21 protein-coding genes and 2 pseudogenes are annotated in these 23353 nt (G+C 53.7%); 12 read left to right on the forward strand and 11 right to left on the reverse strand.

Annotated features, from left to right (window positions below; translation table 11 throughout):
- Window positions 1–282: 282 nt before the first annotated feature.
- Together fghA and LWH94_RS16485 are read right to left on the reverse strand one after the other, a co-directional pair.
- Window positions 283–1122 carry an S-formylglutathione hydrolase gene (gene fghA, locus LWH94_RS16480; RefSeq protein ID WP_269802642.1) on the reverse strand — a complete coding sequence of 280 codons (840 nt, stop codon included), beginning with the start codon at window positions 1120–1122 and terminating at the stop codon, window positions 283–285.
- A gap of 54 nt (window positions 1123–1176) precedes the next feature.
- The gene (locus tag LWH94_RS16485) at window positions 1177–2304 is read right to left on the reverse strand and encodes an S-(hydroxymethyl)glutathione dehydrogenase/class III alcohol dehydrogenase (RefSeq protein WP_008175541.1); all 1128 of its coding nucleotides are present in this window, start codon (window positions 2302–2304) and stop codon (window positions 1177–1179) included.
- 198 nt (window positions 2305–2502) lie between these two features.
- On the opposite strand from LWH94_RS16485, the gene LWH94_RS16490 reads away from it, so the two are divergent.
- Window positions 2503–3372, forward strand: coding sequence for a LysR substrate-binding domain-containing protein (locus LWH94_RS16490; RefSeq protein WP_123634556.1), 870 nt, complete (start codon window positions 2503–2505; stop codon window positions 3370–3372).
- A gap of 101 nt (window positions 3373–3473) precedes the next feature.
- Here the strand turns inward: LWH94_RS16490 and LWH94_RS19665 are convergent, their stop codons facing one another.
- Window positions 3474–3863 (reverse strand): helix-turn-helix domain-containing protein, encoded by a 390-nt coding sequence (locus LWH94_RS19665; protein ID WP_442915007.1) that lies wholly within the window; start codon window positions 3861–3863, stop codon window positions 3474–3476.
- A 39-nt stretch (window positions 3864–3902) separates the two neighbouring features.
- Window positions 3903–4487, reverse strand: a pseudogene (locus tag LWH94_RS19670) (DJ-1/PfpI family protein); the annotation flags it as partial.
- 63 nt (window positions 4488–4550) lie between these two features.
- Here LWH94_RS19670 and LWH94_RS16500 point away from each other — a divergent pair.
- Entirely contained in the window at window positions 4551–4853 is a 303-nt protein-coding gene (locus LWH94_RS16500) for a putative quinol monooxygenase (protein WP_153740082.1), read from the forward strand.
- Window positions 4854–5122: 269 nt separating this feature from the next.
- Here the strand turns inward: LWH94_RS16500 and LWH94_RS19675 are convergent.
- Window positions 5123–5350: pseudogene (locus LWH94_RS19675) on the reverse strand (IS3 family transposase); the annotation flags it as partial.
- Window positions 5351–5431: 81 nt separating this feature from the next.
- Window positions 5432–6385 (reverse strand): GlxA family transcriptional regulator, encoded by a 954-nt coding sequence (locus tag LWH94_RS16510; RefSeq protein WP_232902935.1) that lies wholly within the window; start codon window positions 6383–6385, stop codon window positions 5432–5434.
- 144 nt (window positions 6386–6529) lie between these two features.
- Here LWH94_RS16510 and LWH94_RS16515 point away from each other — a divergent pair, with 144 nt between their 5' ends.
- From LWH94_RS16515 to LWH94_RS16535, 5 genes are all read left to right on the forward strand, one after another.
- Complete coding sequence (locus LWH94_RS16515; RefSeq protein WP_232902936.1) at window positions 6530–7408, forward strand: MBL fold metallo-hydrolase; 879 nt, start codon at window positions 6530–6532, stop codon at window positions 7406–7408.
- A 43-nt stretch (window positions 7409–7451) separates the two neighbouring features.
- Window positions 7452–7994 carry a cysteine hydrolase family protein gene (locus tag LWH94_RS16520; protein WP_008175532.1) on the forward strand — a complete coding sequence of 181 codons (543 nt, stop codon included), beginning with the start codon at window positions 7452–7454 and terminating at the stop codon, window positions 7992–7994.
- Between the two features lie 489 nt (window positions 7995–8483).
- Window positions 8484–9077, forward strand: coding sequence for a 3'-5' exonuclease (locus LWH94_RS16525; protein WP_232902937.1), 594 nt, complete (start codon window positions 8484–8486; stop codon window positions 9075–9077).
- A complete protein-coding gene (locus LWH94_RS16530) occupies window positions 9074–9706 on the forward strand; it encodes a metallophosphatase domain-containing protein (RefSeq protein ID WP_232902938.1) in 633 nt (210 codons plus the stop codon). Before LWH94_RS16525 ends, LWH94_RS16530 begins: the two co-directional genes overlap by 4 nt.
- Before the next feature lie 28 nt (window positions 9707–9734).
- Window positions 9735–9974, forward strand: a complete 240-nt coding sequence (locus tag LWH94_RS16535) for a hypothetical protein (RefSeq protein WP_232902939.1) — start codon at window positions 9735–9737, stop codon at window positions 9972–9974.
- A gap of 125 nt (window positions 9975–10099) precedes the next feature.
- Here LWH94_RS16535 and LWH94_RS16540 read toward each other — a convergent pair whose 3' ends face one another.
- The 5 genes from LWH94_RS16540 to LWH94_RS16560 all read right to left on the reverse strand — a co-directional run bounded on the left by LWH94_RS16540 (window position 10100) and on the right by LWH94_RS16560 (window position 19428).
- Window positions 10100–10804, reverse strand: a complete 705-nt coding sequence (locus tag LWH94_RS16540; protein WP_232902940.1) for a metallophosphoesterase — start codon at window positions 10802–10804, stop codon at window positions 10100–10102.
- A 27-nt stretch (window positions 10805–10831) separates the two neighbouring features.
- Window positions 10832–11629, reverse strand: coding sequence for a metallophosphoesterase family protein (locus tag LWH94_RS16545; protein ID WP_232902941.1), 798 nt, complete (start codon window positions 11627–11629; stop codon window positions 10832–10834).
- A 34-nt stretch (window positions 11630–11663) separates the two neighbouring features.
- Window positions 11664–11909 carry a hypothetical protein gene (locus LWH94_RS16550; protein ID WP_232902942.1) on the reverse strand — a complete coding sequence of 82 codons (246 nt, stop codon included), beginning with the start codon at window positions 11907–11909 and terminating at the stop codon, window positions 11664–11666.
- A 1335-nt stretch (window positions 11910–13244) separates the two neighbouring features.
- Window positions 13245–18833 carry a hypothetical protein gene (locus LWH94_RS16555; RefSeq protein ID WP_232902943.1) on the reverse strand — a complete coding sequence of 1863 codons (5589 nt, stop codon included), beginning with the start codon at window positions 18831–18833 and terminating at the stop codon, window positions 13245–13247.
- 388 nt (window positions 18834–19221) lie between these two features.
- On the reverse strand, window positions 19222–19428 hold the full coding sequence (locus LWH94_RS16560) for a helix-turn-helix domain-containing protein (RefSeq protein WP_022991552.1): 207 nt from the start codon (window positions 19426–19428) through the stop codon (window positions 19222–19224).
- A gap of 153 nt (window positions 19429–19581) precedes the next feature.
- On the opposite strand from LWH94_RS16560, the gene LWH94_RS16565 reads away from it, so the two are divergent.
- The 5 genes from LWH94_RS16565 to LWH94_RS16585 all read left to right on the forward strand — a co-directional run bounded on the left by LWH94_RS16565 (window position 19582) and on the right by LWH94_RS16585 (window position 23346).
- Window positions 19582–19827, forward strand: coding sequence for a hypothetical protein (locus LWH94_RS16565; RefSeq protein ID WP_022991553.1), 246 nt, complete (start codon window positions 19582–19584; stop codon window positions 19825–19827).
- Window positions 19820–21034 (forward strand): Arm DNA-binding domain-containing protein, encoded by a 1215-nt coding sequence (locus LWH94_RS16570; RefSeq protein WP_232902944.1) that lies wholly within the window; start codon window positions 19820–19822, stop codon window positions 21032–21034. The genes LWH94_RS16565 and LWH94_RS16570 overlap by 8 nt, the downstream gene beginning before the upstream one ends.
- Window positions 21021–21974, forward strand: coding sequence for a TraI domain-containing protein (locus LWH94_RS16575; protein ID WP_232902945.1), 954 nt, complete (start codon window positions 21021–21023; stop codon window positions 21972–21974). The genes LWH94_RS16570 and LWH94_RS16575 overlap by 14 nt, the downstream gene beginning before the upstream one ends.
- Before the next feature lie 146 nt (window positions 21975–22120).
- Window positions 22121–22663, forward strand: coding sequence for a YqiA/YcfP family alpha/beta fold hydrolase (locus LWH94_RS16580; RefSeq protein WP_232902946.1), 543 nt, complete (start codon window positions 22121–22123; stop codon window positions 22661–22663).
- Window positions 22664–22695: 32 nt separating this feature from the next.
- Window positions 22696–23346, forward strand: coding sequence for a HEPN domain-containing protein (locus LWH94_RS16585; RefSeq protein WP_232902947.1), 651 nt, complete (start codon window positions 22696–22698; stop codon window positions 23344–23346).
- The last annotated feature ends 7 nt before the right edge of the window (window positions 23347–23353 follow it).

Below are 23353 nucleotides of genomic sequence, written 5' to 3' on the forward strand. Positions count from 1 at the left end.
AAAGGGGGCCGTGTGTCCGGACAACAGGAATTGATCGATTATTGATCAGTCACGGCCGCCAATGAGCGGTAATGGCGGTAACCCGCACAGTCTGCGAGACTTGCTGGGGACCTATGAGAAATCCGGGCTAGGCGGTGAATTTGTCTGATGAGGATATTGCTGATATTTCTGCTTATTACAGCGAACAATAAATTTATTTTTTTAATTCGTATTTAATTTAAAAATATATAAAAGCATTTTTTATACCCTCCCCCAAAAAACTTTAGGGGGAGGGTAAATTTATCAGCCGATTAGATACTTCGCATGGAAGCGAAGGTGCTCCTCAATAAAACTGGCGATGAAGTAGTAGCTGTGGTCGTACCCTTCATGCCGGTTCAGTTCCAGCGGATAGCCACTTTGTTTGGCAGCGGCTTCCAGCATTTCCGGCTTCAACTGCTCGGTCAGGAAGTTGTCCGCTTCGCCTTGGTCCACCAACGCCGGCACAAACTTGCTCGCCTTTTGCATCAGCAAGCTGGCGTCGTACTCGGCCCAGCTGGCGGTGTCTTTACCGAGGTAAGCGCCAAAGGCCTTCTTACCCCACGGGCAATTGACCGGGTTACTGATCGGGCTGAACGCCGAGACGGACTGGAAACGCTCCGGGTTGCGCAGTGCCAGCACCAACGCACCATGCCCGCCCATCGAGTGGCCAAAGATGGAACGCTGATCGCTCACCGGGAACATATCTTCAATCAGTGCCGGTAATTCGTTGAGCACGTAATCGTACATCCGGTAATGCTTGCTCCAGGGTTCCTGAGTCGCATTTACATAGAACCCGGCGCCCTTACCCAAGTCGTAGCCTTCATCATCGGCGACATCGTCCCCGCGGGGGCTGGTGTCCGGGGCAATGATGGCGATACCCAGTTCGGCAGCCATGCGATGGGCACCGGCTTTTTGCATGAAGTTTTCATCGGTGCAGGTCAGCCCGGACAACCAATACAGCGCTGGCACCTTTTTGCCATTGGAGGCCTGCGGCGGCAGGTAGATAGCAAACCGCATCGAACAGTTCAGCGTCTCGGAGTGATGACTGTACTGCTTGTGCCAACCACCAAAACTTTTATTACTGCTCAGATTTTCAATAGTCATTGCAACCTCTCAACAAAACGGTCGCCCGCCTGACTGGCAGGCGACCAGATTTCATTACTTGTCGTAGTGAATAACGGTACGGATGCTCTTGCCTTCGTGCATCAGATCAAACGCCTTGTTGATATCTTCCAGCCCCATGGTGTGGGTGATGAAATCGTTCAACTTGAATTCACCTTGCATGTACCGCTCAACGATGCCCGGCAGCTCGGAACGGCCCTTCACGCCACCAAAGGCAGAGCCTTTCCAGACCCGACCGGTCACCAGCTGGAACGGACGCGTGGAAATTTCCTGGCCGGCGCCCGCAACACCGATAACCACCGACTCACCCCAGCCTTTGTGGCAGCATTCCAGTGCTGAACGCATTACATCTACGTTGCCGATGCACTCGAAGGAATAATCCACACCGCCGTCGGTCAGTTCTACGATCACTTCCTGAATCGGCTTGTCGTAATCTTTCGGGTTGATGCAGTCGGTCGCGCCCAACTGGCGGGCCAGCTCAAATTTGCTCTCGTTGATGTCGATAGCAATGATGCGGCTGGCTTTAGCCATGGTGGCACCAATCACCGCCGACAGGCCGATGCCGCCCATACCGAAGATGGCCACGGTAGCGCCCTCTTCTACTTTGGCGGTGTTCATCACCGCACCCATGCCGGTGGTTACGCCACAACCGAGCAAGCACACTTCTTCCAATGGCGCTTCTTTGTTCACTTTTGCCAGAGAAATCTCGGGCAGTACGGTGTACTCGGAGAAGGTTGAGCAACCCATGTAGTGATAGATCGGCTCGCCGTTTAACGAGAAACGAGTGGTGCCGTCTGGCATCAGGCCCTTGCCCTGGGTTTCACGAATCTTCCCGCACAGGTTGGTTTTACCAGAGGTGCAGAATTTACATTCGCCGCACTCAGGGGTGTACAGCGGAATAACGTGGTCACCCACTTTCAGGCTTGTAACGCCTTCGCCTACCGACTCAACAATACCGCCGCCTTCGTGGCCGAGAATGGTCGGGAAAATGCCTTCGGGATCTTCGCCAGACAAGGTAAACGCATCGGTATGACACACACCGCTAGCGATCACCCGGATACGTACTTCGCCAGCTTGAGGCGGCATCACATCCACTTCTTCAATGGACAGAGGTTGTTTCGGGCCCCAGGCGATAGCGGCTTTAGATTTGATGGTCTGAGTCATGTTGTGTGCTCCAGATTTTGTCGGGCTTCGGCAGGTTCTTCTGCCATGTTGATGGGATCATTGTATTATTATTCTTAAGATAGATAATCGGCCAATTAAGCAAATCACCTTTACTGTATAGTAACAATGAACCGTATTTTGTTTGCTGGCGGCATTTTGTATCTAAGCTCACCCAAGTCGTAACGCAAGGAACTGAACATGTTTATTTGGGAAGGGGTCAGTGAGTTTGTGGCGGTCGCGGAAGCCGAAAGTTTTACCGCTGCGGCGAAACGATTGGGCATTTCCACAGCTCAGGTGAGCCGGCAGGTCAGCGCACTGGAATCCCGGCTTTCGACCAAACTGCTGTATCGCACCACCCGCAAGGTTTCGGTGACGGAAGCCGGCCAAACCTACTACCAGTATTGCCGCCAGGTACTCGATGGTCTGGAAGAGGCCGAGCGGGCCATGACCAACCTGCAACTTATCCCCAAGGGAAAATTACGGCTGACCGCACCGGTGACCTATGGCGAGAAGGTGATCGCCCCCTTGGTGAACGATTTCATCCTGCGCTACCCGGAGTTGGAGGTGCAGCTGAATCTGACCAACCAGAAGTTGGATCTGGTCGGTGGCGGTTACGATTTGGCGATTCGGCTGGGAAAACTGGAAGATTCATCCATGATGGCCAAGCGGTTGTCGTCACGAACCTTATACGTGTGCGCCTCGCCGGAATACTTATCCACCTATGGTGTGCCGCATTCGCTTTCGGAACTGGACCGGCACAATTGTTTGCAAGGCAATCTGGATTACTGGCGCTTTCAGGACCGAGGTAAGCCCTACAACGTTCGCGTTAAAGGCAACATGAAGTGCGACAGCGGTTGGGCGTTGCTGGACGCGGCCCTGAAAGGCATCGGGATCGTGCAACTTCCCGATTATTACGTTCAGCCGTCATTGGCCTGTGGAAAACTTATGAACTTGCTGGAACATTATCAAGAAGCCGACGATGGAATCTGGGCGATTTATCCACATAACCGGCATTTATCCCCAAAAGTGCGGATGCTGCTGGATTTCCTGGACGAATCGTTAAGTTAAATTCTGTGGGGCAGTAGTTTTGTCAGTTTGTCCAAATGCGCCGTTTGGCCTGCGTCAGTTTCGCGGCGGTCTCCAGCCGTACATATACCAAACGCCTCTGGTCATCCGCCGCGTCGCAACTCCCTGACACCCCGACCCAGCTTGCGGCGCAACAGGGCCCGCAGGGTCACCCCATCCGAGTACCCGACCTGTGCGGCCACCTGGTCGACGCTCGCGTTTCCGGTGCGCAAGAGATGCACGGCATGCTCCACGCGCAGGTCTTGGAAATACGACAGCGGTGTCTTGCCCAAAACGCTTTGCAGCCGCCGCGCTAAGGTGCGCTCGCTTGTGCCCGCAGCGCTGGCGGCCTCGGCCAGCGAGAACCCCTTCGCGAGCTGACTTCTGGCCCAGCACTCGAAGCGCTCCACCACCGGGTCGGCATGCGCAAGGTGGTCGGGAATCACGAACTCGGCTTGCGAACTGCGTGTCTCGACCAGCAGATAGCGTGCCACCAGGGCAGCCAGCGCCGGACTGCGCTCCCGGATGATGCGCAAGGCCAAGTCGACGTGGGCCAAAGCGGCACCCGCGGTGGTGAAGCGTGTCGAGTTCACGATCATGCGTGACTCGTCCAGCGTGACGTTCGGATAGCGCTGCCGAAACATCGGCCCCAGCCACCATGACGTCGTCGCACGATGCCCATCAAGCAGGCCGCTCTCTGCAAGCAAGAAGCTACCGGAGCAGGCGGCACCAAGGTGCGCGCCAGCGGTGGACCACTGCTGTAGCATGGCGACCGCATCGGGCACGTCGGGGCGTGTGAGCCGAGCCGAGAGCGTGTCAGGCATCTTGTCACCAAACGCGGGCACGAGCACGACGTCTGGTTCCGGCACACCACGCGCAGTGACCACGGGGACCGTCAAGCCTTGCGCAGTTCGGATGCGACGCCGCACGCCCACCAGCGTGAGCTCTATGTGCGCGGGAGCCTGTGGCAGCGAGCCCGCCATCGCATTGGCCAAGCCCACTGTGTCGGTGAGCGCCGCAAGCCCCAGATCAAACACGCCATCACAAACAAGGATGTGGAGTTTCATGGCAATAATGATATCAAAGTTGTCATTATTGTCTATAGAGATGGCTGTCATGACGACTTAGACTGCAGGCTCGTTGATCCATTCACCTAACCCATTTACCCAAAGGATTACAGTATGACCAAGCTCGCCCTGTTTGTTCGCCTCGAAGCCAAACCCGGCCAGGAGGCTGCGCTTGCCGACTTCCTGGCCAGCGCTCTGCCGCTCGCCAACGCCGAGTCCGGCACCACTGCCTGGTTCGCATTGAAGTTTGGCCCTTCGACGTTCGGTGTGTTTGATGCCTTTGCCGATGAGGCAGGTCGCCAGGCACATCTGAACGGCGAGATCGCCGCGGCCTTGATGGCCAACGCCGCGACCTTGCTCAGTTCTCCGCCCAATATCGAGAAGGTCGAACTGCTTGCAGCCAAACTGCCTGCATGACAACCCGGCCTTGACTCAATCAGGTCACGCTGCGTAGGGCCACACGGCCCTACGCAGCCCCCCTCGATTGCCGGGGGGATGTTCGGCGACAATTAGGATGACCAGTTGGCGACAATTCTCTTGGCAGCCAGCCTTCTGATTTTAACAAGGTCGATAATACTGATGCCTGTAGTTGCCCCAACTAAACTGAGCACCATCTTGCCAGTTCAGCCCGGTATTCCCCGGTGGCATTTCAGACTCTTGTGCGGGTGGCTGCGATTATAGTCTCAGATCCATTTCGGCAATCTGGCCATCACTGTGGCTGGATTAGGAAGGTCGTACAGGTATACATCGCCCCGCTTAAACGCCTTCACAAAAGCCTCCGCTATGCCGTTACTATGAGGGCTTCGCGCGGGTGTGATATACACCACAAAACCCAGAGCGGATGCGAAGACTCGCGTTTCTTTGGCAATGTAGCAGTTGCCATTATCCGTCAGCCATTCCAGAGATTGTGGCACTCACTTCGACTAGCCGAACCGGTATTTCGGGCTTTCCCGCAGTACTCCTGTTACCTGCCCGCTGAACTGGTGGCTGGATTATCAGGCCACATCTCCAAAGGTCCTGCGCCAGTCACGAGGGCTTACGTGGTGACGTTGCTTGAAATGCTGCCGGAATGACGTTGCTGTGTGGAAGCCGATTCTTTCCGAGATGGCTTCCACAGACAGCGATGTGGTCTCCAGCAGTTCCCGTCCTCGCCGAAGTCGTTCACTCACCAACCACTCCACTACCGTCATGCCGGTGGCTCTCTGGAAATGGCGGGTGAAGGTGCGCCGGCTCATGGCGGTGCGGGCGGCCAGTTCATCGATTGTGTGTGTTTCGGCCGGATGTTCCCGCAGATAGTCAAGTAGTCGGTTGATATGCGCATCCTGAGTGGAAATCGCGACCGGCTGCTCAATGAACTGAGCCTGGCCACCTTCCCGGTGCGGCGGAACAACCATCAGGCGGGCAAGGGTATTGGCGGTCCTGGCACCGTAATACTCCCGCACTAGAAACAGGCAGCAATCCAGCCCCGCCGCTGTGCCAGCGGACGTGACCAGCCGGTCATCCTTCACATAGAGGGCGTTGGTATCCAGATTCACCTGTGGAAACCTATTGAGGAAGTCCTGTTCTGCCAGCCAGTGGGTCGAGGCTCTCTTGTTATCCAGCAAACCCGCATAGGCCAGCGCATAGGTGCCGTAGCAAAGGCCTACCACATGTGCGCCCCGTTCATGGCAGCGGGTGAGAGCCTCCGCCAATTGCGGCGGTGGGGCTTCGCTCAGATCGTGCCAGCCGGGTACTACCGCAATATCAACCGCATCCAATAATTCCAGCCCGCCATCTGGCTGAACGGTCATGGCCCGTTCGGATGTGAGGGGCTTGCCGTCTGGGGTGATAATCAGCAACTCGAACAAGGGGCCGTCGGGCAAGGCAATACTGAACACCATGTAAGGAACAGAGAAATGGAAGGGGCTGAATTGTGGGTGAAGGATAAGCCCGACTTTCGGTAGCGCCACGGTGTCACTCCTGTGGTTCATTTAACCCGATGATAACTGCTTGGCCCGATTCTTTCGATCATTGTCTTTCAGGTCAATATTGGTGGTGATCACATCTCCGTAGACTTACTCCATCAACGAACACCCTGTTGGAGGATAAATACCATGTTGATCAAAACTTTCGCTGGCGCCCTGATGCTTGCTTCGACTGTTTTTACTGGCGCTGCTTTCGCCGAATCGTATACCCGGGAACCCAGCCACCAGATACAGCAAATCCGCAATGCCACCATCAAGGTTACATACGGAGAGACCACCTTTCTGATTGATCCTATGCTGGCCGAACAAGGAGCTTACCCGGGCTTTCCGGACACTTACCGCAGTGAGCTGCGTAATCCTTTGGTGGGCTTGCCCATGGCCGCTGAGGATGTGATTGAGGGTACCGATGCGGTGATCGTTACCCATACCCACCTGGACCACTGGGACGATGCCGCCCAGAAGCTGTTGCCGAAGAACATTCCCCTGTTTGTGCAGAACGGGGCGGATGCCGAGCTGATCCGCTCACAAGGCTTCAAGGATGTGCGTATTCTGGATGGCGAGGCTGAATTCGGCGGCGTGATACTCCATAAAACCGGCGGCCAACACGGCTCCAATACCCTTTATGCCATTCCCGAGCTGGCCAAGGCGCTCGGTGAAATCATGGGTGTGGTTTTTGAAGCCGAGGGGCAGGAAACCACTTACGTGGTAGGCGATACCGTGTGGCGTGATGAAGTGGTTCAGTCATTGGAGCGCTTTCAGCCGGACGTTGTTGTGTTGAATGCCGGGGCGGCGGAACTGACAGGCTTTGAGGGCGACTCGATCATCATGGGCAAAGAAGATGCCCTGCGAGTGCACCGAGCTTTACCAGATGCGGACATTGTCGCCGTGCACATGGATGCGGTGAACCATATGACCCTGAGCCGTGAAGAGCTGGCAGAGTTCGTGGAGAACGAGGGGATTGATGAGCGGGTATTGACCCCGGCGGATGGTGAGATTCTTTCTTTCTGACCAGAGCACCCCTGAAACAAATGATCCAATGAGGAACAGTCAAATGAGCAAGCGAGCCGTTATTGTTGTCGATATCCAGAATGAGTACTTTGCCTCCGGCAAACTGCCTCTGGTGAACATTGAACAGGCAGCCGCCAAGGCGGCACAGGTGATAGATACAGCGCGTCAGAACAAAGACCTGCTGGTGCATGTTCACCATGAGTTTCCGGACCCGGATGCGCCTGTATTCACCCCGGGTACAAACGGCATCAACATCCACGAATCCGTGGCACCAAAAGGTGATGAGCCGGTGATTCTGAAGAATTATCCCAACTCATTCCTGAAAACCAACCTGAAAGAGCTGCTGGATGCCAGCGACATTGAGGAAGTGGTTGTGATCGGTGCCATGAGTCACATGTGCATCGAAGCCACCAGCCGAGCCGCTTCAGATTTTGGCTACAAGGTCACTGTGCTGGAAGATGCTTGCGCCACGATGGACCTGGAGTTCAACGGCGTGAAGGTGCCGGCGGCACAGGTTCATGCCACGGCTATGGCGGCTCTTGGGTTTGCCTATGCGAGTGTCCAGTCCACCCGGGATTACCTGTGAGGATCTTGCTCTTCGTATCTGTCGGGTGGTTGCTCCCGTAAACTGAAGCCGACCGGCCAGAAACATTTCAGCCGGTCGTTTCAGTGGTATCGTTCGGCCCGGATCTATTGCTGGACGGCCTCATATGTTGCGCGCAGATTCCAAAAATCTGAACGTTCGCTTTGCGACCTTACCGGCCACTCCGTTGCCTCTAATTTCGCCCAAGTTGTGGCGAAATGATGAATCAATATTGAAGCCCGGGCACGGGCCTGATGTTTGGGAAATGAAGCATTTCGTTTGGTGTTGATAGTCAGAATGCATGGCTTTTCCTTGTTATGGTCTTGTCGCTCAAACTTGGTTTTCTAGGTCGAGTTCTGAAAGACCGGTGGCGCAGCTCTGCGGGCGTTGGTAGCATGGCCTTGTGCGGTTCATCTATATGATGCGTTGGGTGGTAGGCTTAAAGCCTACATGTTGTGTTTGAGTGTTGGAGAAACAGGGCTGGAACAATCAATGTTGCTGATTGTGGACCTAGAGGCAACTTGCTGGGAGATGCAGCGGGCACCCAATGGTGATTCTCAGAGTATCCACAACATGGAGATCATTGAAGTCGGGTGTGCCCTCGCCACTCGGAAGGGAAACCTGCTGGATGCCCACTCGTTTCTGGTCAGGCCAACCCGGAATCCTGTGCTGAGCGACTTCTGCATGGAGCTGACCGGGATCACCCAGTCGATGGTGGATGCCGCGCCCACGCTCCCCGAGGCGATTGAGGCCATGAATGCCTGGCTGGGTGATCTGCCTGACGATTTTATCTGGTGCAGTTGGGGTAACTATGATCGTTTGCACCTGGAGGCTCAAAGCCAGCTGGACGGTGCTTGGCCGGTCATCCTGGCTCGCCCGCACCTGAATTTGAAACGTATCTGGCGACGCACCACGGGGCAGAAGAGAAAGAATGGATTTGCCCACGCGCTAGCTTTTCACGGATTGGACTTTGAGGGCCATCACCATCGTGGTGTGGACGATGCGCGAAATATGGCCCGAGTCCTCCCGTATATGGATTGGTCTTTGGAACCCGAGTTGCTGACGCCACCGGAGGTGCCAGTATGAAACTGGTCTGTATTTCCGACACTCACAGTCTGCACCATCGCATACCGGATATTCCAGATGGCGATGTCTTGATCCATGCCGGTGACTGCCTGGGCCAGGGCACGCTGGAGAACATCGAAGAGCTCAATGAATGGCTCGGAACGCTGCCGCACCGTCATAAGATTGTGATTGCCGGCAATCACGACTGGGCCTTCCAGGAAACGCCGGAACTAGCCCGTCAGGCACTGACCAACGCCATTTACCTGGAAGACAGCGGCGTGGAGATTGAGGGTATTCGGTTCTGGGGTTCACCCTGGACGCCCACCTTTATGGATTGGGCGTTTATGCTGGAGCGTGGCCAGCAGTTGCACAAAAAATGGCAGCTTATACCGAGCGATACCGATGTGCTCATTACCCACGGCCCACCCAAAGGTATCGGCGATGAGGCAAACCTTGGATTCAAATGCCAGAATGTTGGCTGCATTGACTTGCTTGACCGAATCCAGCAACTCTCACTCAAAGCGCACATTTTGGGTCATATCCATGAAGGCTATGGGGAGTATCAGAAGGGGCTAACGACGTTGATCAATGCCAGCACCTGCACCGCTCGGTATGAGCCGCGGAACGCGCCGATTGTGATAGAAGTTTGAGGCGGTCAAATTTGACCGGGGAGTCGAAATGACAGCAGAAGAGCTGATAACGCAACTACAAAAGTTGCCGCCGGAGACGCCGGTGCTGGTTGAGGGCTACGAAACCGGATTTGATGAGATTGTCGAGCTCACACCCGAACAGGTAGTCCGGTACCGGCATGCTCAGGTGTGGGATGGCGAATACCAGGCGCTAGACAGATTCTCCAATCCAGAAACCGGAGTGCTGCAAGCTGCGGTGATCTGGGGGCGCAGAGGCCATCGAAGGTAAGGCCATGAAGGATAAGAAATCTTACAGCTTGAGTGACCTGGTGGCACAGTGTGACCCCAACGCGACGATGCCAGAGGCGCTGCAGGACTGGGAGCAGGCTGCGCCGGTTGGCCTGGAACAGGTTGCTATTGGTGATCAGATGGATATGCCACCACTCGTTCCAACACCTGGCGAGCCGGCATCAGCGGCAGCTGACCGGTTCTCGCCAGAACGTCAATCCAGACCTGGTTTCCGCGCTGAATGACCTCGGCAGTCCCGATGTGGCCTGACACCACGGCCGAGATACCCGTAATGGTTTGATCTTTTCCCTGGGCCCGGTTCCAGGGCCAGGTGCACTCAATGGCAAAACGCTCTGAGAAAGAACACTCCTGAACGGTGCGCCAGTCGTCGAACGGGCTTTGGGCATGCACCAGCCCGAGCTGTCCGTTCTCGCACTCCAGCGTCATGGTGAGCGGCAGCTGGTAGCGACACTGGGTTGCCAAATTTTTGTAAGAGGTTTCATCCAGGCTCGCGGCCCAGTCACCGCCCATTCCCCGGTGCTTATATCGGTTGCGGTTATCCTCAGCGCCGGCGATAAACATGAGCTCATGGTTACCTATCACGCTGTATACCCAGTCAGTGTCCAGAACCCACTCCAGGAGAGCCCGGGACTCTGGGCCACGGTCAATGGTGTCTCCCAGCAGAAACAGACGATCAGCCGCTTTGTTGAATCCAGCTTCCGATAACGCGGTTTGCAGAGCGTCGAACTCGCCATGCAGGTCACCACAAACCCAGTCCACCCCGACAGGATTGGCTGCAAAAAACCGGTGTGGAGTCAGTCGCATGCTCATCGAATGGGATCTCCCGCGCCTAATCGTTCACACACCGTCAACCTCCGGCAAAACCACCACGACCCGCCCATCGACATTCAAAGCCTGACTCTCACCCAGAGAAATTAGCCAGGGCCAGTCCCATCGAGTATGGCCGAACACGGTGAGCCCTTGAAAGCCGGTTTCAAGAGACAATGCGACACCGGGATCACCCCGACGAGCCGCCCGTTCCGGGTCGGTTGGGCCTTGATGGAGTAGCAGGATATCCGGGGCTTGATCGGTCACCGACTCCAGTGCGGCCAGAAAATCGTCCTCGGTTCGCCGTTGATTGCGATTCGGATTGCCCACGATACCGCTGACGCCACCGACGGTCAGGTTGCCCAACACCCTAATCACCCCGCCATCCAGGACGGTGGTGTTGTCTGGAAGCGCCTCGGGGTACTCCATCTGGTCGTGGTTCCCCAGAACGCCGACGACCTCCGGCGCCATCACGGAAAAGGCCTGAAGCACCTCGTCCACCGGCCCGGTACCGCCGCGTTTGCGGCAGTCGGGATAGTCGTACAGGTCGCCGCACAGAAACACTGCGTCGGGCGCCGGAATGACCCCATCCCGAGACAGCCCAACAAGGGCTTCCGCTACAGGCACGCCAAGCAGTCGATTCTGGCCACCCGTTTCTCGGCCCTGGAGATCAGAGGTCAGCACAAGGCTCTTCACATGACTCGGAAGGCCGGTGGCATAGGCTCGGTAAAACGGAAGGCGATTATGCAGCGGCGCACCGGCTGGGCCGCTGGTGCGGTGTGGCAGGCTGAAAAACGGTTCCGGGTCGATCCGTGTGATGCTTGGCATGGAAGGCCTCTACCTTTCCGCGATGATGATATTGTTACTTATCACGCTCATCCGGTGCCGGTTGCTCGCGGTCTTCCACGAAATCATCACTGACGCCCCCAGAGTCGAAATAGTCGTCCCAAACCGGATCGGTCGGACGGTCATAGCGTTTGACGGAACCCCTGAGGCGCTCCAGTGGCGTGAGTTCCTGAGGCAACGGCTCGGCCAGCTCATCGGCATGGGCTGTGTGGGCATCCAGGCCAACGAGTAGTTCTTTTTCCGTTAGGTACTTTTTCGTCATTTCGAGAGTAACCTCGCACATTAAACTGTGGCCGATCGAATCTGCTTCTGAACCACTACGGGATTGCAAGCTTGGCATTGGAGGCGCCCCCGCGCTCAGCCTGCTTCTATGTTTTTGGAGGTTGAATATTCTATGTGTTCATTTTGTATTTGGTGAAGAGTTTTTTCAACCACTCTAACAAGTACATGCAAATTGGAAAGAGTAAGTTATTAATTTCTTTGGTGGTTATGGGTCATTAAAGTTTTGGTTGATTTTAATATATAAGTTTTAATTTGAGCTGTGTCGGTTAAGAAACCTTTTGGTGTTAAGGCGTCTTGTAGGCTTTAAGCCTACCATTCTAAATAAGTGTAAAATGAATTTCTTTGAGAATTTTATTTTCTAGCAAAATTTAATTGCAACAGACTGATTTTGAAGTGGAAAAAATCTTTTTTGATATGTCCATTTCTCAGGTGTCGCGTAAATGACCCGCTTTTCTGCTTCTTTGGGAGCTCTCGCTCACTTCGCCACAAAACTGTGGTAAAACATTAGCACGCTGGATTTTAAAAAATCCTTTCGTTGATAGATCGGTGTCGAGAAAGAACCAAACATTTGTGCAGGGGAGTTCATTATGAGCCCGAGTAAAGAATCCAGGGTAATGGATGGCATCATCATGGTAAGCCATCAATTAAGCCCACCAACGGTTACCCATTTTAACGGTGCGCTGGAGTTCGACGGGGAGGGGGTGTTTGCAAGCGCTCAGCAAAAACTTTTGCGGGATTTTATGGCGCATGCTCTGGGTGAGTTTGCGCGTTTCCGGAAAGATACGAACGTTGATGTTGAATCGCGCCTACGCCTTGAGTCCCCGGATGAAACAGAATTTCCGGCAACCATTATCGTCAGGATCATCGGCACGGATATTTCAAGTGCGCAGGTCGAAGATTATCGGGCGGCGGCTCAAGCTATCACGCGAGTACTCGTGCGCCAGTCCTCCCTCGGCGAGACCGATTTGGTGGGGCGGCTCACGGCCGAGGAACAGTCGTTTCTGTCTGAAAAGGGCAACGAGTTGCAGGCTCGGTTTGCCAACAGGTTGGTGACGCAGGGTTTTTTTGTGAGTTTTGGCGCGGAACAACTTGGAGGTGTAACGATCCAGGGGACCATGCCAACGCTAGTGTCTGATGAGGCCGTTCAGGAGCGAATCCAAGGCACAGCGCGGCTAATCGGTTTCGATGAGGCGAGGCTCAAGGTAAGTTTGCAAGTCGAGAGCGTGAATGATGGGGCTGAGGCGAAGGGTAGGCTTGAGGCTCTGTGTCCTAATGAACGTTTTCTGCGTATTCTCGCTGGAGCCTATGCAAACCGTCATATGGTCGAATTTTTGGCGTTACGACAACCCTCCGTAGGACGATCGAGGTCAGTGATTACGCTCGTTGAGCTTGAGGAAATCTCGTCGAATGACCCGGAATTTTTCCAGCTGGATTGACCTCCTAAACACCAACATACTGGTGATGGAGTTATTTCCCGCGGGCAGTATGCGGCCGCAATCGTGGTAAAGGCAAGAGCGAGTTCGATATTGTCATGGATGGGTCCTACAGCCGGCTTGGCGACCACCAGACCGGCGTAGGAGCGGCCCCTGTTGTAGGCTACGCCATAGTTCTCATTAAATGTGTCCAACTGAATGGACGATTGAGTGGTCTCTTGAAACTGTCCGACATTCAGCAAGCGCGTTGCTCTATGACGGTTGGCTGGCTTAGATTTCACCACGGCATGATAGTTTTTTTTGGGTAAGTTTAGACTGTTAACCATCAGGCGCAGAAGATTCGCCTCCTCTGGCATGTTCATTAGAATGTGGCCGTTTCGGCCGACCAGGTTTGATGCCTGCTCTAATGACGGTAAGGGCCGATTAAAATCTATCCCATCGGATGGGGGCAGTTTTTCCGCGATCTGCAACAGTCGCTGCCAAAAGTCGGCGGGCCGGGATTTAAGGATGTGCCTGGGTAAGTCTTGCCCGTAGACGTACGCCTTTTTGCCTCTAGTCGGATCAAAAACCTTGAATCTGATGGATTCGTTAATCCGATCAACAAATTCCTCGACACCCGTGAATTCTCCCGGTTCCAGTCGCAAAAGCTGTTCGACGATATCAGTGTTGTAACCCAGTGCCATCAGCCGTAAACCCTCCGCGATGGTTTTGGGAGAGAGTTTTTCTGTTCGTGAGAAAACGGTTGGATGGGATCCTGGTTGAGGCTGCGGTTCCACTGGCCATTCGTTGGTTTTGATAGCGTTCGCGACTTCACTGGCGTAGTGGGAGCTAAGGGGAGTGAGCGAGTCGGCCCATTCTGTCAGCAGGTGATTGTAGGAACGAAGCTGTGTGCGTGGTGTCTGATGTCCGAGTGCCCGCCCGATTGCCATAGCGCAGCGGCGTGAGGGTAATTCCTGCGTCCCCAGCATAATGCTTCTTATTGCTGTATGGTCTGCAGACGGGCAAAGGTTCTCTGCAAGCGGGCTGTCGATCTCGAACAGAGCGGCAGTCAGAACATTGCAGAACACATGACGAGCCTGATGGAGGCTCATTTTACGATTGCCGGTGACAGTCTTGAGAACGCGGGCAATATCGGGGGCTAGTGATCGTGCGTGGCGTGTGAGTGCCTTCTCTGTGTCACAGAGAATCGGAACATTTCCATCGCCTGCTGCCTGGATCGTGTGTTGAGTGAGAATGGTCTGGATGATTGTTTGTTCAAGCGGTGACAACTGGAACATGAGGGGTACTGCGCGCCGACTGTTCCGAGCGTTCTTTAAGGTTCGTATTTTATTACTTTGGACGAGCACCCAAGTCATTTGTCCCGACTGACACCAGTCGGAACGCAGAAGCCCGATGGCCTCCTGTGCGCGTAGGCCAAAGCGAAAGGCCAGCAAAAGCACGAAGGCGGATAGGGGGCCACGCTCTGCGTGTTCGGCGTTAGCACGGAGTAGTAACTCGAGCGCCTGGAAGTACTCGGCCTCAGAGAACAGCCTTGGGCGAACGGATCGCTGGGAGCTGCCCAGGCTAAGCTCATCCCAATCCGGGGAGGAAACCCCGCATTCACAGGCCCAGTCGAAGAACTCGACCAATCTGGCGGAGAAATAGTGCAAGTCTTTCTGCTTTTCTGCGCACTGAGACAACATGTTGTCACAGAGCTCGGTGACCTCGTCCTCCGTCATTGTCAATAAATCGGTTCTGGAAGCTAGTCCACTAAACGCGGGGGATAGGGCGGCTAGATACCGTTTGAGAGAGTTGCGAGCATAGGGGGTGTGAGCGCGATGGGATGCAGCTTTGCCAATTCTGATGCGATAGGCAACCCAACGTCCCAATAAAAAGATGGCACTGCTGACCTCGTGCGCATGGGTTCGACAGTATTGCTCAACCTCCTTTGCCATCAGTGTGGATCTGCTTTTTGTGTATGTATTGAGCAAATTTTGCAGACCGAAAATGAAGGACTTCGCTGAATCGTAGAATTCATCGGGGTAGTTGCCAGGCGTCATGCTGACTATATGTGGCCGCGAATCAAGCTCTAAGGCCGGCCCGCCTGCAGGGTGGCTTGGCGTTGAGTATCGGATCCCTTCCTTTAGCCTCAGATAGTCATAAAAGCAGACACTGGAGGGCGGATTTCTTTCACTCAGAGCCCCCGCAACTAAACCGGGTAGGTCAACCAGATTGGCTTGTTCGACCAGTTGATGGAGGGATTTTATTAACTGGGCTAGAGAAAGCTCGTCTGAATTTAATGGTCCGTGAGGCGGTGCTGTCCTGAGAATGTCGGCTAGCGAACGCAAAGGTTTCGGACAGCGCGCGGTGGCCAGATCCTTGGTGTCCTTAATGCCCAGTCCCTTTGCCAGTAATCGTCCGATCGTGTGATCGATTTGATGGCGTTGAACCGGTTGATCAAAATCTTCGGGCTTTAGTGCTTCATTGTACTCAAAGTACACGTGATCATTGTGTTGAATGACCCGATAGTTGCGTCCCTGAATTACGTCCTCCAGAAGCTGGAGATAGGAAATCCGCTTATCAATGGCCAGCAGCACGGCACCAAGTGCCAGACCGTTGGATTTTGAAACCTGGGCTTGCCGTATTCCTTGTCGTGTTTGGCTTGCCCACTGTTGGAGCATTGGCATAACTTGAACGGCACGGGGGCAAGACTCCCTGAACAGTGATCGTTCGGATTCGACCCGCGCCAGGCGGTGCCGAATGAATTGCCTTGCATTAGGACCACTGCTTTCGAGCCATTGGACCAGAACCTCCATTCTGATGGCCGCGCGAGGGTGAGGGAGGCCGTTCTCGCGCAAGAGCATTTGTCTCACAAGGTCGTTCACATAGGTTTGAGTTAGCTGTGCGCCCTCTTCGAGCGGATTGACCGACAGAAAAAGGTTCAGGTCTTTCCGTGCCTGTGATCGAGCCTGATTTCTCGCTTTCATCCGATCGCGGTGGCGTTTTGCCTGTCCGAATATCTGAGGTTCTGAGTAGCCGGGTTCTGTTGGCGCGGATTGAAGATCTATCGTGGTGAGGGATGCATAGGGTAACTCTGAGATAAAACCAAGTTCCTCAAAGCAGTCGTTCAGCTGTTGCTGGTGACGGGCAACGTCTGCTTTCCAGCACCGGGCTGAGTGATCATTGTAGGTGGTGGCACTTCGCTCGCCGTGCCCCATCCACCCATCAATGACTTCTGGGTTTACACCTCGCCGGTTCAATTGCTGTGAAAAACGGTGACGGAACAGGTTCCTTGGTAGCTCCCACCGAAAGAGCTCCGCGCCTGGAGTGCTGTCATCATTCAACGGATGCCAGAAACCGGAAGGGTCTAATAGGAAGAATAGCGGCAGTGTGATGGATGATCCATTGAGCATTTGTTCAATTCGGCTGGATAGGCGAGGATGCGAATGTTCAAGGTCTGAGGCGAATGAACGAAGATGATTGCAATAGGCGTTAAATAGAGTAAGCGCGTCGTTTGCTAGAGGGACCATGCGCCCGCAGTGAAGACCGTCATCGGATTTGTCGTTGATGAAAACTGCCGGGGGCTCTTGGCAAAAATGTGCAATCGACTCAAAGGGCTCGGAGAGGTGGCGGCAACCGGTGGCGGCATAGAGTGCGGTAACGGTGTACTGGGCAAAATAATTGTGGAATGTAATCGGATCCCCGCGACTGCTTTCCAAAAGCTTCGTGGTGCCATGCTGGATCTCAGACTTCAGCACGGACTCAATAGGTGCCAGCAGGCTTCCGAGAAGGTTTACCCGGTTAGCAGAGTTTGACTTGGTTTGAATGGGAAGGTTAAAGCCACTTTGTATCTGCCGTATATCCCAGTTTGCGTATCCGCAAGCCGCAGGGAGAGCAGAGCTCGGGTGCGATGAAATCAGTCGGGCTAGTGAGTGATCACCGAATGCCTCGAAGACTTGTTGTGACTCGGCATTGCCCAGCTTTGCACTACTGAGTCGGGGGAAGCAACGTCGCGAATGCTTCTTGAACCAGCTTTCTAACTTAATCACTCCAATTCGTGACCATAACCCCCGTAATAATGGTGCCCCTGGAAAGATTCGTTTTGCTTCCCTAAGAATGTCCTGGATCAGGCCTGGTAATTCAATACACAGGGACGTTTCAAACGGTTCGATCAGAGCTTTATCGGCCTGATCCGGCAACCATGAACTGTGGCGTTTGGGTGAATTTCGGTGAGCTGTTTGCAGGTCAGTGGAGATCGACCATTCGTCCCCAGTTTCGTCAGTAATCTCAAACTCCAGGACAAATTCGAGGGAGCGCCCCAAACGAAGTGCTAACCAAACCAACGCCGCTCCAAATCGCTCACCCAGGGCGGAATGGGACAGGGTCTGATCCAACCACTTCTCAAGGTGCTCCTTTTCAGGAGGGAGTGGTTTGTCCCAAGACCAGGGTAGGTAATGAGAGAGTTCTGCAGTCTGCATCAAAACACTTCTGCCTGAGAGTCTCTGCTGTTCTGGCGTTTCCTTTGGTTCGACATTAAACAGTAACAGTTGCTCGAGCCCTTCTTCGTCGGCGGTGTCACTTTCGTTGTCGTAAAAGGCAAGGACTTGGGGCTCGTTCCTATGTTTGTCGAGAATTACTGCCGAGTCAGTTTGTGCTAGTAGCCCCGTAAGGGATGGCTGGAAGGGAGCGAACTGATGATTCTGACGGATTGCATTTATGTGCCCACCGGCCACCAGTGCGATGGCATCCAGCAGTGGTTTCTGTTTTCTGTTCTCTGAAAACTTTGGAAGAATCTTTAGCTGTGTGGCTGCGTATCGAATGGTTTGTGTGAACTGTGGGTAGGAGCATTCCTCGGCGGGGTATGCACGTGTGCTTCTGTGAAGAACAGTATCTATTACCTCCCATTTTGTATCATCGCCGGGTAAGCTGAGTGCGCTGGCGATCTGTTGAATCTGGCTATCAAAAGGGCAGTTGTGTTCGACCGCTCTTTCGAGAGCCTGAACGATCAGCCAAATTCTGAAGGCGCGACGGCGCCGGTCTGCTGAATCAGGTCCGGATAGAACCAGTGGTTGTACGATCATTTCCAGTAGAAAATGTGTTTGCGAAATGTCAGCGCCCGCGTTGCGAAGTGTTTGTTTTGTGCTGCTTCTGGATGGTCTTCGCGGGAAACCGGCAAAAGCATTGGAAATTTCGGGGCTTTGGCTATAGGCTGCACTGAGCCGGCTTAGATGGTTGATGTATGAGTTTTCCGACCATTGGGCTAATATGCTGGTCGATTCCGGGCTTGATAGTTCGCGATACAGGTTGCCGATGATGGTGAAATTTTCGGTGAACCCAAAGGTGAGGGCGATGGCATCGAAAATATCAGCTATGTCGTTTTCCTGCGCCCATTCCCGGATGCTTTGGAAGTGAGGGCCTGGCGCCCTTACGGTCAAATCTCCGTCTTTCGACTCTTCAGTCTGGTGCCAATTTTGATAGCTGTTGTCTGTCATTAATGCACCTAGCTTCCACCGCGCCATTTCTGTAGAATCGTAGATCATACGTAGATTTATGGCAATTTTGATAATTCTGGCACAAAAAAAGTGGGTCAAAATTATCGGCCTCATAACCTTCGAATCCAGCCCCCGCTACCATATAAAAGAAAGGCAGATCAGTAACTTACTGGTCTGCCTTTTTTGCGTTTGGGGTGGCAGAAATTCCCTGTGACGTATATGTGACATATATGTGCCAATCCTTGTGACACGCCATTTGGGTGTTCAGGTGAGAATGACCGTAAGTCTGTTGGTGTCACACTCGAAAATCCACGCAGTTAAAATCTTGTTTTAGCTTATCCTCGGCAAATCCATCCCGGTAATTGCCGACCGCACTTTTCTTTATTACCTACTCGTCCTTCTGAAATTCCAGCAAATCGCTGACTTCGCATTTGAACAGCGTGCAGAGTTTGTCGAGTGCTTCGAGATCGATGCGCTGAGCGGTTTCTTTATAAAGCAGTGTCACGGTATTCCGGTTTAAACCAGTCTCTCGAGCTACGTCCACAATCTTCATCTTGTGCTCGCCCATGAGTCGGGCCAGGTGGCATCGAATCATTCTAAAATCATCCTTAATAAATAAATGTCATCCAGAATGGCAAAAAGTTCTTGCAAATGTACTTTTGTTGCCTAAAATGTCATTTAGGATGACATTCTGATACGGGGAATGTCTTTTGTTGATCTAGCGTAGCGCAACAGAAGGAACAATTCGATGGAAAATTCCTACACCTACCTGACTACTGAAGAACTCGCAGGACGCATTAAGTACGACTGCAGAACCATTCGCCAGTGCCTGAAAGACACCGTTTTGCTTGAGGGAAAACACTACATCAAGCCCTTTGGCCGTCGAAAGATTCTTTTCCTCTGGGAAGAGGTTGAAAAGGAAATGCTGGTTACTGCCCGTGAACATGAACACTTGGCGATTCCGATGGCTAGCGGGGTGGTTTGCCATGGGTAAGGTCAGATCACGTAAAGAAACGGGCCGGCTGTATCTCGACTTCATGTACGCGGGTCATCGCTGTCGTGAGCAAACAGCACTGAAAGATACGCCAGCAAACCGTAAGAGGGTACAGGCGCTGCTGCAGAAGGTCGAAGCCAAGATCCTTCTTGGCGACTTTAACTATGCAGAGTATTTCCCAGACAGTGGTAATCTTAAGAAAATTGAACAAAAAGGTGGGGGCTCCCAGGCTGCGGCCGGCTCCGGCGATCTCGATACTCCGCTTTTCATAGACTTCGCCGACCAATGGTTCCTGGAATCCAAAATTCAGTGGCGGAACTCTCACACCCGTAACGTGGAATCCATTTTAGAGAGTTCCTTGAAGCCTGCCTTCAAAACCAAGCGGGTCAGAGAGATCACCAAGGCGGATATTCTTGCGGCCCGCAACAAGATGGCCCGGCGCAAGGGCAGGGGCGCGAGTGGTTTGATGGCGCCCAAGACCATCAATAGTCATATGACAATCCTGAGGATGATCCTGACCGAAGCGGCGGAACGTTACGACTTCACGAACCCTTATCTCAATATCAAGCCGCTGAAACAGCAGAAGGTCCATATCGAGCCGTTTTCCATGACGGAAGTGGAGACCATCCTCAATTGTGTGCGAGAGGACTACCGCAACTACTACCTGGTGCGGTTTTACACCGGCATGCGCACGGGAGAGGTGGATGGCCTCAAGTGGGAGCATGTGGACTTTGAGCGCCGCGAGATTTTGGTTCGCGAAACCCTGATTCACGGCAGGACGGAATACACCAAAACGGACGGCTCCCAACGGGAGATTCCCATGTTTGGTCCGGTTTACGACGCACTGAAGGCCCAGTACGAGGCTACCGGCAAGCTCAGTAAGTTCGTGTTTTGCAATCGGCTGGGAGAGCCGTTGGACCATAATAATGTGACTAAGCGTGTTTGGTATCCGCTGCTAGAGCACCTCAGGCTCAAGAAGCGCCGGCCCTATCAGACCCGACATACTGCGGCGACGCTGTTGCTAGCCTCCGGTGAAAACCCGGAATGGGTGGCCCGGACCCTGGGCCACTCGTCCACCGAAATGTTGTTCAAAGTGTATTCCCGGTATATCCCGAACCTGACATGTATGGATGGCAGTGCCTTTGAACGCCTGATCCAGAGCCGTGTGATCGACAACGATAAGGAGGTTGGTGATGAAACTGAATGATCTGCGCCCGTTAACGCAAGAAACGTTCAAGGGCACCTATCGCCTTACCGGTCGCATCGCCTGTTTCGATGACGAAGGTATTCCGTACCTGAAGCTGCGCCTGAGCAGTTGCGCCAGCGATATGGTGGTGCTGGCGGTCGTTGGTTCTATCGTGATTCCAGAATATTTGGGCCACATGGATCTGGTAGTCGTCAAAGGACAGGTATGTGTCGGTCCGGAGGGCAGCGAGGTGCTGCTGACTGACATCCGACGCCCGCTACAGACCGATGTTGCCAGGTTGCCGGCACTACAAACCCTGCCGCGGACCTTCTGCGCGAAACCGGAAGCACTGGATCAGTTGATCGTGGCTGTCCGCTCTCTGGAGTGCGGTTACTTGCAGGTGTTCATCAAACGGGTGCTGGAGCGCCGGGATCGGCTGGAGGTGTTCCTCAAGGCGCCAGCCAGCAAGAATTACCATCATAACGAATCTGGCGGATTGCTGGCGCACTCTCTGGAGGTGGCGCAGAATGTGTTGCGAATGGCACAGATAAACGAGCCGGAGATGCCGCGATCTCTTCAGGAACTTGGCTTCGTCGCTGGCCTGTTGCACGACATAGGCAAGACCTACACCTACGATATGAACGGTAAACCCACGGCGGCTGCACGCCTATGTGACCACGCCGATCTTACCCTGGAAGCTTGTGCCTATGGCTTGGCCTATCTCGATAAAGTCGTGCCAGATGCTGCGGTGGCATTGAGGCACATTTGGACCTGCGCCTCGCCGGGTGCTCGCTATGGCAAAGCGCCGGCTATGACTCTGGCACGTTATGTTCGAGATGCCGATGCCCAGAGTGCCATGGCCAACAATCAACGCAAGGCCTATCGAAAAGGCAAGCCCGTTGGCTTTGGCCGACTTGGAAATAACGTTTACTGGAGGCCGTCAATCGAGGCTCATGGATGAGTCAATGAATCAACAGGCTGAGGGGTGTGAGCACAGTGTTGCCACACCCCTTTTTCGTAGTTCGGCAACCGAAAATGCTCAGTTGAACAGACAGGTATTTCCTGCCCAACGGTGATAAGGTCTGAAAAACGCCCTGAGTGAAAGATATGCTGAAGACCTATTATCTTCACGGCTTCGCCAGCCAGTTTGATACTACCAGTGAAAAACTCAAAACCCTCGCCAAGCTGGGCCCGGTGTATGGTCACGACATTGACTACACCCAAGGTTCGGAAGACGTTATTGAAGAGAGCTTGGACAAGCTGATGCAAGTGAACCCGGACCTTCTGGTTGGAACCTCGATGGGGGGATGGCTGGCGGGCATTCTGGGAGCCGAATCCGGCATTCCGTTTGTTGCCATCAATCCGGTGGCGGATCCTGGTCACACTCTCAGGCCCTGGATAGGGCAGGGTGTAGATCATCAGGGGCAGGTCTATCAACTGACAGACGAAGTAGTTTCAAGCTATTACCCTTTCACCCAATATGGCAGCGGGCTTATTTTGCTGGATAAGGGGGATGAACTGCTTCCGTGGAAGGACACCGTTAGGCTGCTTGGGGATTATTTTCCGGTTCATAGCTTTGAGGGCGGCAGTCACCGGTTTGAGCACATGGAGCAAGCTTTGAGGCTGATTCGAGAGCATGTGAAGGATTAAAACCACGATTGGATAAAGGACGAACCGAAACCATGAACTATGACATTCTCAAGAAGCGTCACCGCAACGAACGAGCAGGCTATCCCTCTAATCTAAGTCTGCGAGTTCACAGGTCTCTGAGCTGGTTACAGCGAGCAGAGCAACTTGACGATCCAGACAGCCAGTTCATCTTTCTGTGGATTGCTTTCAACGCGGCCTATGCGACAGAGATCAACGAAGAATACCGGACGACGGAGAAAACAGCCTTCCGTGGATTTTTAAAGAAGTTATCCGATCTTGATGCGGATAAACAGCTGGATGGACTGACCTGGACAGAATTCCCCCGAAGTATTCGGGTGCTGCTCGGTAATCGTTTTGTGTTTCAGCCGTTCTGGGATTATCAAAACGGAAAACTCAGCGAGGATGAGTGGCAGGATCAGTTTGCCAGGGCAAAAGTCGCTGCCCAATCAGCCTTGGGTTCCGAGGATACCGCGACGGTGCTGGGCGTTGCGCTTAGCCGAATTTACACACTGCGAAACCAGTTGATACATGGCGGTGCTACTTGGGGTAGCAAGGTGAATCGCGACCAAATTCGTGACTGCGTTGGTCTGATGAGCAAACTGGTTCCCATCATTCTGACAATTATGATGGATCACCCCGAGACGCTTTGGGGCAATGCCTGTTATCCCGTTGTGAAGAATTAAAGCTAAT

This window comes from Marinobacter sp. G11 (assembly GCF_021282325.1).
Taxonomy (GTDB): domain Bacteria; phylum Pseudomonadota; class Gammaproteobacteria; order Pseudomonadales; family Oleiphilaceae; genus Marinobacter; species Marinobacter vinifirmus.